The organism is Accumulibacter sp. (genome assembly GCF_016789985.1).
GTDB lineage: Bacteria > Pseudomonadota > Gammaproteobacteria > Burkholderiales > Rhodocyclaceae > Accumulibacter.
The window spans coordinates 1-10,157 of the sequence record NZ_JAEUOL010000185.1 but is presented as its reverse complement, the minus strand read 5'-3'; the positions used below and the strand labels follow the sequence as shown (position 1 = coordinate 10,157).

General features: G+C 60.1%; 8 protein-coding genes and 2 pseudogenes. 6 read left to right on the top strand and 4 right to left on the bottom strand.

The window, feature by feature from the left end; translation table 11 throughout:
* Positions 1 to 793: 793 nt before the first annotated feature.
* Positions 794 to 925, bottom strand: a pseudogene (locus JNK99_RS11070) (IS110 family transposase); the annotation flags it as partial.
* Between the two features lie 337 nt (positions 926 to 1,262).
* On the opposite strand from JNK99_RS11070, the gene JNK99_RS11065 reads away from it, so the two are divergent.
* From JNK99_RS11065 to JNK99_RS11040, 6 genes are all read left to right on the top strand, one after another.
* Positions 1,263 to 2,594, top strand: a complete 1,332-nt coding sequence (locus JNK99_RS11065; protein ID WP_291852829.1) for a hypothetical protein — start codon at positions 1,263 to 1,265, stop codon at positions 2,592 to 2,594.
* Positions 2,595 to 3,971, top strand: coding sequence for a hypothetical protein (locus JNK99_RS11060; RefSeq protein ID WP_291852826.1), 1,377 nt, complete (start codon positions 2,595 to 2,597; stop codon positions 3,969 to 3,971).
* The gene (locus JNK99_RS11055) at positions 3,968 to 5,233 is read left to right on the top strand and encodes a glycosyltransferase (RefSeq protein ID WP_291852823.1); all 1,266 of its coding nucleotides are present in this window, start codon (positions 3,968 to 3,970) and stop codon (positions 5,231 to 5,233) included. Before JNK99_RS11060 ends, JNK99_RS11055 begins: the two co-directional genes overlap by 4 nt.
* Positions 5,211 to 6,422, top strand: coding sequence for a glycosyltransferase family 4 protein (locus JNK99_RS11050; protein WP_291852820.1), 1,212 nt, complete (start codon positions 5,211 to 5,213; stop codon positions 6,420 to 6,422). The genes JNK99_RS11055 and JNK99_RS11050 overlap by 23 nt, the downstream gene beginning before the upstream one ends.
* Positions 6,419 to 7,195 (top strand): WecB/TagA/CpsF family glycosyltransferase, encoded by a 777-nt coding sequence (locus JNK99_RS11045; RefSeq protein ID WP_291852817.1) that lies wholly within the window; start codon positions 6,419 to 6,421, stop codon positions 7,193 to 7,195. Before JNK99_RS11050 ends, JNK99_RS11045 begins: the two co-directional genes overlap by 4 nt.
* A 183-nt stretch (positions 7,196 to 7,378) precedes the next feature.
* Positions 7,379 to 8,410, top strand: coding sequence for a nucleotidyltransferase family protein (locus JNK99_RS11040; protein WP_291852814.1), 1,032 nt, complete (start codon positions 7,379 to 7,381; stop codon positions 8,408 to 8,410).
* Positions 8,411 to 8,472: 62 nt separating this feature from the next.
* Here JNK99_RS11040 and JNK99_RS11035 read toward each other — a convergent pair whose 3' ends face one another.
* From JNK99_RS11035 to JNK99_RS11025, 3 genes and pseudogenes are all read right to left on the bottom strand, one after another.
* On the bottom strand, positions 8,473 to 8,901 hold the full coding sequence (locus JNK99_RS11035) for an IS3 family transposase (protein ID WP_291852812.1): 429 nt from the start codon (positions 8,899 to 8,901) through the stop codon (positions 8,473 to 8,475).
* Between the two features lie 193 nt (positions 8,902 to 9,094).
* A complete protein-coding gene (locus JNK99_RS11030; protein ID WP_291852809.1) occupies positions 9,095 to 10,000 on the bottom strand; it encodes a DMT family transporter in 906 nt (301 codons plus the stop codon).
* A 3-nt stretch (positions 10,001 to 10,003) separates the two neighbouring features.
* A pseudogene (locus JNK99_RS11025) lies at positions 10,004 to 10,157 on the bottom strand (ABC transporter ATP-binding protein); the annotation flags it as partial.

Sequence of the window (10,157 nt, the reverse complement as noted above, 5' to 3'; positions counted from 1 at the left end):
GGATGGTGCGCAAACGACTTTTGAACATGGGGGCACAGGGATGAGTGCGCCCGAAAACGGCCAAAGGGCCGTGAACAGGGACAAAAACGCTCCGAAACCACGCCCCAAAAGCCGAAAGATGTCGCCATTTGAAACATCAAGTGACAACAACCGTTTCAGCGGGTGTTGTGCAGACCTTCCCTAGGCAATAAACATCTACTGTTCATATTGTACGAGCGCAATCCGGATGCTGAAAAAACCCTCGCACGATCTCTGGAAGAGTTGGAAGGCGCTCCAACGCCCCCTGAATCAGACGCCGCAGGCTGATTTTGTCGAGCGGCTTCTGTTTCGCCACCCGCTCCTTGACGCTTTTCCACACTTGCTCGTCTGGATTGAGCTGCGGCGATTAAGGCGGCAGGAAGTACAGTTCCAGCATACCGTTGGTAGACGCGACGTATTCGCTCACCATAGATGGTCGCCCCTGGTTTACCAAGCCTTCATTCGCTGAGGGGAATCAGGTGGAGATTGCAGCCATAGATCCGGACTCTCGTTCGGGGCCACGACCCCGTCCCTGATGGAATACGCTGACTGAGCCCTGATCAACTTGGCGCACTCGAAGTGCCTTGTGAGAAGCAGGGTATCTCAGTCACGGTCTGACCAGTCTCGCCATCAACTCATGATTGTCTGTGCAATCGGTGGGGTTCTCCTTGACCTTTGCTGCCGTTATGCTGCTCCACCGCAGGGCTTTCCACGGTGCCGGTCGCCGGCGGTCCCTCCATCACCAGAGGCGGCCAGCACGGTGGGAAACCCGTGTTCATACCACCAATCCGAAATCGGCTCCGTAGTCCCGGTCGTGTGCCCGCAACGCCCAGACGATCCGGGCATTCTTGTTCGCTAAGGCCACGGCTGCCACGTTCTTGTTTCGTCGGCCCATCAACCCTCTCAGCGCCTCTGCATTCGGATGCCATATTTCTCTGGTTGTAGCAACTATTTGCTATCTGATTTGTGAGACTATCCTGCAGACTCTCACTTCCTTTGACCTAACCTCATCTTTCCGAGAGCTGGGGCACAAAATGGCGGACTGGGCCATGGGCATACTGGCGATCGAGATGGCGAAATATGGTGTGTACGATGATGGGGAGGTTCCGAGAGTGAGGCATGGTGCCAAGGAGGATTCGGTGAATGTCAGGATGATTGTTGCCTGAAATGATGCTGCCAATGGCATGCATTGGGTGGTTTTCGTGGCGAGTATAGAAACTATGATTTGTTCGGCGGAAGCGAGGGTGTTGAAGAGTCTCTTCGATGGCTTCGAAGCACGGGGAGTGCCCTACGTTGTCTTGCGTAACTACGAGTCGCTTCCGTATGCCTCTGGTGGAAGCGATGTGGATATCTTGGTTTCCGAAAAGGACGGCCTAAGCGCAAGGGCGATAGTGCTTGAAGCCTTTGGAGCAGCCAATGGATGGCCGGTTGGCATCGCGGAGTCTCCAGGTTTTTTCAAGGTCGTAGGGCTCGGGCATACGCAGGCTGGAAATACGGGATGGTGGGGTTTATGCGTAGACGTCAACGTCGGGTTATTTTTTCGAGGATGCCGCTTGCTGGACGGCGATAAACCTCTCCCGGTGCACTTGCATAATGGCGTCCATGTTCTGAGTGACGGCTTGGCCGCGATCCTCGGGGTGTTGAAGGAGGTCTTGAACAACGACGTGTATCCTGAAAAGTACTCTGGGGCGGCGCGGCTAGCGGCGAGGAATGATTGGCCTCTTGTGGCCACGCTGCTTGCCCCGATGCGAGCACGGCCATTGGTCGCTTTTCGAGCATTGCTCCTCTCAACCGCTCCGTCCGAGGAACTTCGCGCCGACTGTAGGCAGCTTCGTTCACTGCTCTTTCGCGATATGCTTTGCAGTCGGCCAATTTTTTCAGTCACCCACCGACTGAGGTACCAGTGGAGCAGGATGCGTCGTTATGCCCGACCCCCAGGGTTGGTGTTGGCCATCCTCGGAGTCGATGGTGCGGGGAAGTCCACAGTGATCAGTAGCCTGTTGCCGGTCCTTAATGCAGCTACCCACAATACGGTCGTTGTGAAACATCTGCGTCCGGGGTGGCTGCCGCCACTTGCCCGGCTAAAAGGTGCCAGCCGCATTGATGGGCCAGTACTTGCACCTCATGCGGCTACTCCGTCGGGCGTGTTAGGTTCTCTGTTGCGCTTGTCGTATCTGACTCTAGACTATGTCGTAGGCTATTGGTTGTGGACAAGACCGCTGATAGCCAAGAGTCCAACGGTGGTTGTTTTCGACCGTTACGCGTACGACATGGCCTTCGATCCTCGCCGCTTCCGTGTTGGTCTGCCGGGTCGGGTTGCAAGGTGGTTCGCCATGCTGGTGCCGACACCTGATCTGATCGTGTGTCTGCACGGAGCCCCGGAAACAATTGCCGCTCGCAAGCAGGAATTGCCGCTGGAGGAAACACGCCGTCAGGTTGAGGCCTTAAGAGAATTCGCAGCTCGTGAGCCGCGGGCGGTCATGGTTTCAACAGACATTACTGTGGAAGAGACTCACGACCAAGTGTTACATGCGCTGTGCAAAGTCCTGCGCAGACGGTCACAGACGCGGTTCTGAATGAGCAACAGCCTATTGGACCAGCGTTTCGGCTGGCGATGGTTGCTACCCCCAGTGACTGGAAATGGCGTCGGCCTTTATGGTTTCTCTTCGGAGGAAGAAACATTCTGGGAAGAGGATCTTGCACGTGTGCGCACAAGCGGGGGCGTCGAACCTGTCGGGCTTCTTCTAGTGGATGGGGATCGATGTACCCTGCGAGAGAGTCCTTCGTCTGCGGAACTCCATGCAGCGCAGGTTGCCGGTGTTGTTGTTGGCCGCGAGCGTGCCCACTATTGGCGGGCAATTCTGGCGATGGAATTTCCCGTTGTGCGTGAATACGGCCTGTTGCCGGCCGCGAATCCAAGGGTTGTGGTGCCGCTCGATTCGCCTCGACACGCGTTGGCTGCATTGTCCCTGCATCGCCCTGGTCGATGGGCGGCCCGCGTGGCGTTGTGGCTGGCGGGGCAGCTGGCAACGCTGGGTAGCGTCGCCGTCCTGCGGGAACGTGTTCTGTTTGTCGCAGCTCGTGATTCGGACTGCAGGCCCCGCGGGTTGGTAGAGGCAGGCCTGCGTGAACGGTGTCTGACGGCTGGAATGATGTACGCCTTGTACCTCGGTACGGCTGACGAGAATCGAAAAACCGTGATCTTGCCTCTGGGCGACGCATCGCCTGAGGTAATTCTTAAGGTTGCTGCCAACTCGCGCTCGGTGGCCTCGCTCGAACACGAAGCGGCGGTTCTTGCGTGTCTGGTAGAGTCGCCGGTCTCAGAGTACGTTCCCAGGTTGGCTGGCGTGTTGGCTGCCAGCGCCACGCTAACCGTTTGCCAGGAGTACCGCCCTCGTTGCCGGATTGGGGAGCGCCGGATGCGAAAGGAAGTCACGGTCTTTCTCGCACGACTGTCGTCGATCAACCGTCGACAGGTTCTACTCGCTGATGCCTTGGCACAGCTTCCAGCGAGCTTCGACCACGGGCCTGCGGATGAGTTGGTTGGTGCCTGCCGAGCGCTCTACGCTCGTCTTATCACTTTGGGTGGCAACGGGGTGCAACTGTGGCTCCATAGAGCGCACGGTGATTTCACGCCGTGGAACAGCGCCTGGACGGAAAAGGGTCTTTTTGTCTTCGATTGGGAACAGAGCCGATCCGAGGATTTGGCGTTAGGGGATGCGTTCTCCTACGTGGTTGCGCCGGCGAGGCTTTTGCGGCAGGGTGCTAGTCCGCGCGCGACGTTGTCTGCTGCTCTGGATCTCGGGGACCGCGTGTTGGCTGCAGCCGCGTTGTCTGGTCCGGGTAGTCGTGTCTACATGGCGCTTTGGCTATTGCATCGCGCATATCAGGCGGCCTTCTTCGGAGAGCTGATCGTTTTTCTGGAGCGGAACTGGTCGTGCATACACGAATGAAGGTTCTGATTTCAGCTTACGCCTGTAGCCCGTACCAAGGCTCTGAACCGGGTGTCGGCTGGGGATTCGTGGCGGCCCTGGCCGAGCGACACGACCTTTGGGTGATCGTCGAGGAGGAAAAGTTTCGTTCCGACATCGAGCGTTATCTCGCCGAGAATCCCGACTTCCCGAGCTCGGTGCGCTTTCATTTCTTGAGAAAGCAGCGCAATCGCCCACTCCGCAAGTTGTGGCCTCCCTCTTATTACTGGTATTACCGGCGATGGCACGAGAATTGTCTGGTGCTCGCGGAAGAGTTGCATCGCGAGGTCAACTTTGATCTCGCCCACCAGCTCACGATGGTCGGCTTCCGCGAGCCCGGTTACCTCTGGAAGCTCGGTATTCCATTTGTCTGGGGCCCGATCGGTGGCATGGGATCGTTCCCGTGGCGATTCCTTCCGATGGCGGGGGCGTACGGGGCGCTATATTATGTTGGATACAACCTGTATAACTACCTTGAGACGCGCTTCGCGCGACGGCCGAGGTTGGCGGCAAACTTTACCGGGTCTGGTTTGCTGGCTGCAACGCCCGAGAACCAGCTGGGCGCAAAGAAGTATTGGGGTTGCCCCAGTACTCTGATTTGCGAGGTCGGCTTGCCACCGGGGAGCGCTGTAGAGCCAACCCGGCGTGCTTTCGGGGAGCCATTGCGTATGGTGTGGACCGGCCTGCATATTCCGCGCAAGGCTTTGAATCTCGTTCTAATGGCAGTGGCAAGATTGAGCGGAGTTTTGAATTGGGAATTGCATGTGCTTGGAGATGGACCGTGTACAGCGAAATGGCGTCGACTTGCGGAAAGGTTGGGAGTGTTAGATCGTTGTCAATTTCATGGTTGGTTACCCCGCGATCAGGCGCTAGGGGTGATGGCGACCAGCCACCTGATGCTGATCACGAGTTTGCGCGACCTGACCTCGACCGTGACCGTCGAGGCTCTGGCGCTTGGTTTGCCGATCGTCTGCCTCGACCATTGTGGATTTGCCGGCGTGGTCGACGACCGCTGCGGTATCAAGGTTCCGGTCACGACGCCGGCGAAGGTCGTTACCGATTTATCGCTGGCGATTGGTCGGCTTGCCTCCGACGAGTCCTTGCGCGTTGCTCTCGCCCATGGCGCCGTGCGGCGGGCGCAGGACTTCTCGTGGGAGAGGAAGGCCGAGTTGGTCGACGAGATCTACCGGCGTAAGATCGAGGAGCATGGGGGCGGCCGGCATGAAGGTCCTCCTGGTACATAATTTTTACGGTTCGGCAGCTCCCTCGGGTGAAAACCAGGTGTTTGAGGCAGAGAAGGCGTTACTTGAGACGCGTGGGCACGAGGTGGCAGTTTTTACCCGGCACAGTGACGAGATCCGCTGTCAGGGGGCCTGGGGTACGCTGCGAGGAGCGCTGGCAACTGCCTGGAATCCTTGGATGGTGTCAGCGATAAGGCAGAAGCTGGGCGGTTTTCGACCGGACGTGGTGCATGTGCACAACACCTTTCCGCTGATCTCTCCTGCCATTTTCCCAGCCATCGGCGGTAGTGCGGCGCGCGTCCTGACGCTCCACAACTATCGGATCTTCTGCCCCGCGGCGATCCCGATGCGAGCTGGCCAGGTCTGTACGGAATGCCTGGACCGGCATTCGGTGTGGCCGGCCATTCGCTACGGCTGTTATCGGAACAGTCGGGCGGCGACTCTGCCCCTGGCTCTTGGGGTTGGTCTGCATCGGGCGCTGGGTACTTGGCGCGAGGAGGTGGACGCCTTCATCGCGCTCACCATTTTTCAGCGCGAGCGCCTCTGTGCGGCCGGCCTGCCCGCAGACAGGGTGCACGTGAAGCCAAACTTCTTTCCCGGCGAGCCGGCCGTTCGCACCTGGGAGGAGCGTGCACCCTATGCGGTCTTTGTCGGTCGCCTGAGTGCCGAGAAAGGTGTGCGTGATCTGTTACGAGCCTGGCAGTGCTGGGGAAGCAGCGCACCGGAACTGCGCTTGGTTGGCGATGGCGAGTTGCGGGCGGAACTGACGCGGATGGCCTCGGGATTGCCGGTGAGGTTTTTCGGCCAGCTTGACGCAGCGGCTGCTCAGGAGCAGATCGCCGGAGCGCGACTGCTGGTGCTGCCGTCGGTCTGTTATGAGGGTTTCCCGATGGTGGTGCGCGAGGCCTTCGCGTTTGGCACGCCGGTCGCCGCTTCCGATCTGGGCCCGTTACCGACCATCGTCGGGCATGGCGGGAGTGGCTTGGTGTTTCCTCCGGGGGCGCCCGAGTCGATATTCCGCGTTGTTCGCGCCGCGTGGGAAGAGCCTAACATGCTTGAGCGTCTGGGGCGCGGGGCGAGGGTGGAATTTGAGGCCCGGTACACCGAGGGAACAAACTATGCCAGGCTGATGGACATTTACCAGAGTGCGATCCATGTCTCGCAGTCACGCCGTGCGCAGGTGGGGCCATGAAGGAAGATATCCTTGGCTACCGGATAGACACACTATCGGTTGATCGTTGCGCAGACGACGTGTTTTCCGTCGTCTGCGGCAGGACGGTAAGTCAGCGCAACTGCGCCTGGCTGGCGTGTCTGAATCCGCATTCGTATGCCGTAGCGGTCAACGATGCCGCATTTGTCGCGGCGCTCAGGGATGCCGAATGGCTGGTGCCGGATGGCGCCGGCGTCGTCATGGCATCGAGGTTGCTCGGCGGCGGAATTACGGAGCGGGTGACCGGGTCGGCCATTTTTCGAGCATTGCTCGAACGGATGAACGCGGCCGGAGGCCTGAGCGTCTTCTTTCTTGGCGCCAGTGAAGAAACGCTCGCTCTGATTCGCGTGCGGATGGCCAAAGAATTCCCGCGGGTCCGGGTTGCCGGCACTTACTCGCCGCCGTTCAAGGAGGCGTACACCCATGCCGAAAATGATGCCATGGTCGATGCAATCAACGTTGCAAACCCTGACGTATTGTGGGTTGGTCTGACCGCCCCCAAGCAGGAGAAATGGTTACATGATCATCGCGCTCGACTGCAAGTGAGGTTTGCCGGTGCGGTCGGTGCCGTGTTCGATTTCTTTGCCGGAAAGGTGGTGCGATCGCACGTGGTATTCCAGCGACTGGGTCTGGAATGGCTGCCTCGCCTGGTTCGAGAACCGCGGCGCCTGTGGCGGCGGACCTTTGTCTCGGCACCAGTGTTTGTCTGGCATGTGGTCAGGAGCAAGCTTGGCCGTGGCCGAGCGGGATACTGAGAGCCCTGGTTGGTGGTTTCACTCGGATGAGCGTGTGCGGGGGAGAGTGATGCCGGAGGGTGTGAGGCTTCTTTTGGATTCGGGAGTGAGTCTCTGGACTCCTGAACCGGGATGAGAACTCCTTTCAGCGTCCTTTGCCGATGCCTGACCGGTGCGCTGGGGCAGCCACTTTCGGAGGTGGACTTGCCGTGCAACGCCGGCGAGTGGGAAAGAGTCCTCAAACTGTCGGGGCAGCATCTGGTCACTCCGTCGGTACGCTGGGCTCTGCGCGAGCAGGGGCGGTTCTCGGAGCTGCCTGCCGATGTCGCAGACTATCTTGATGCCGTTCATGAACTGAACCTGCTGCGGAACCGCGAGTGTGAGCAGCAATTGCACGATGTCATCGCCCTGCTCGGCGGGATTGGCGTTCAACCGGTATTGCTCAAGGGTGCGGCAGCGATCGCCGGCGGGCTCTATCCGACGTCGGGTGAGCGCATGATCTCCGATCTGGACATTCTTGTTTCGTCAGACAGACTTGCAGATGCGGTGGATGTGCTGGCTGAGGCAGGCTACCAGACGTCAGCAGGGCACAGCGAACTGGCCGAAAGTGGTGGGTGGGAGGCTGTGTGCCATCACTATCCACCGCTTTACAGGGCGGATCTGCCGGCAGTGCTAGAGCTTCATGTGCAACCGGTCGACCTGCCTTTCGTGAAGCTTCTGTCCAGCGCGGATGTCTTCGGTCGGGCGGTAACAGCGAGCTGGGCCGGCGGCGAATGTTTGCTTCCCTCGCCAACCGATTTCGTTGCCCACAACACGATTCACGCGTTGCTGGTGAATACTCAAGGGAAACTCGAACAGGTTTCCGTGCGGCAGTTATTCGAGTTTGCGCTGGCCATCCGAACCTATGGCGACAAGATCGACTGGTGTGCTCTTGGCAGCAGGTTTTCCGCGAACGGCGGGGGACGAGCGCTTCGCCAGTATCTGGCTTTGGCAAGTGCCTGCCTGGACCTGGAGCCGGTAGCTGACGCGCGAACCGATTTCTGGGACCGATCAAGAGTAAAAGCCTATCTAAGCCGCATCGATCTTGACAGCCCGACTCTCGAATGGACCATCAATCTTCTTTACCAGACCAAGAGTCGTGCCAGGAACCTGTGGAGAAAGCCCGATCTAGGCAGGAAGCTGCTGGATCCCGAGTTCTATGCACGCTGGGTGAGGAGTATCAAGCGGGTAGACTGATCCGATAACTCTCCGTGTGTCTGAGGTTCCCTCGGTTTTTCGTCTGCCGAAGGGCGCGGGTGTCATGCTAGCAGATTCTCCTGAGGGTGCTGCCTGATCCAGTTCTCCAGAAACTGAACAGGTGATTGGTAGCCAAGGGTCGAGTGCAGCCGTTTTCGGTTGGAGAAGACCTCGATGTACTCAAAGCTGGCCGCCTTCATGTCGGCATGGCTGGCGTAGGGAACGCCGTGCACCTGCTCGTTCCTGAAGCGTTTGAACCCGCTCCCGTCGACGTGTTGTGCCGGGCTTCGCCCGCTCGCCTGACGGCTCGCGAAACGGCGCTTCGCTTGTTTTTCCGGCCATTGCCTTTCCGGCTCATCAAGGAAGTCATGCCGTAGGCCTTGAACTTGTCCTGGAAGGCCTGGCGGGCAGACTGGCTGCCCCGGTCGGAGGGGTGCAGGCCCCGGTGCTGGCTTCTTGCGGAACCAGGTCAGGGTCAGCGCATCGGTCACGAGGTCTGCCGTCCTGCGCGCCCGCCTCCCCCGCTTTCTCCTCCCTGCGAAAAATCAACCCTGCCGTGCGAGTTTTTCAAGAGGCTCAAGGGTAGGGGCGAAGCGTCTTTCAGTTTGCCGCCCATATGCTTGCGCTGAACGGCTCGACCTGGAGTGCGTATCTAGCGGGCGGCGACCATGACAACCATGGTCTTCACCGCACTTCTCCACGCGCTGCCAGATAGATACCGACCAGTAGCAGGACAAACCCGATCCCCTGCCACAGCGTGAACGCTTCCCCAAAAAATATCCATGCCATCAGCGCGCTTCCGACCGGTTCTCCCAGTGTGACCACGGCGATGAAGGTCGGCGAAACGTGTTTGAGCGACCAGTTGTAGGAAGTGTGGCCCAGCAACTGGGGGCCGACGGCCATGCCCAGCGCGACGAGATAGGCGACATTGCTGTAACCGCCGAGCGGCGTGCCGCTGGCCTGGCAGGCGACGAACAGGAAGATGGCGGCACTGCCGTAGGCGAGCCACACATATGCCGGCAGCGGCAGGCTGGCGCGCAGGCGGCGGCCGATCAGGAGATAGGCCGAGAAACACCAGCTCCCCGCGACGGCGAGGAAGTTGCCGAGCAGCGGGTTGCTGCCGGGCGCGCTGCTGCGGCTGTCGCTCCAGAAAATCAAGCCGCTGCCCGAGATTGAAATCACGATGCCGACCAGCAGCAGGCGGCTGGGCCGGTCGCCGAACAGCAGGAAGGAGGCGATGCCGATCCACAGCAGGTTGGTCGTCACCAGCGCCGTGCTGCTGGCCACCGAGGTGTACTCGAGCGAGCTGATCCAGGTGGCGAAGTGCAGGGCGAGAAACAAGCCGGCGCCTCCGGTGAGCAGCGCCTGCCGCCGGTTCAGCGCACCCAGCGTGCGGCCTGATTGCCAGAGGGCGAGCGGGGTGATGAGCAGCGCCGCCAAGCCGAGGCGCAGGGTGGCGATGGTCAGCGAGGGCAGGCCGTAAGCTTGCGCGAAACGCGCCAGGATGGCACCGAAGGAGATCGCCAGCAGCCCGACGCCGAGCACCAGGAAGGGGAGCCAGCGCGGTGGCGGCCTGCTGCTGCCGTCCATGGACTAGGCGGGCGCTGCGGCGTGGCCGCCTTCGAGATAGGCGGCGTGCACCTCCGGGTTGGCCAGCAGTTCGTGTCCGCTTCCCGACAGGATGATCTGCCCGTGCTGCAGAACGTAGCCACGATGTGCGACACGGAGCGCGTGGTGGGCGTTCTGT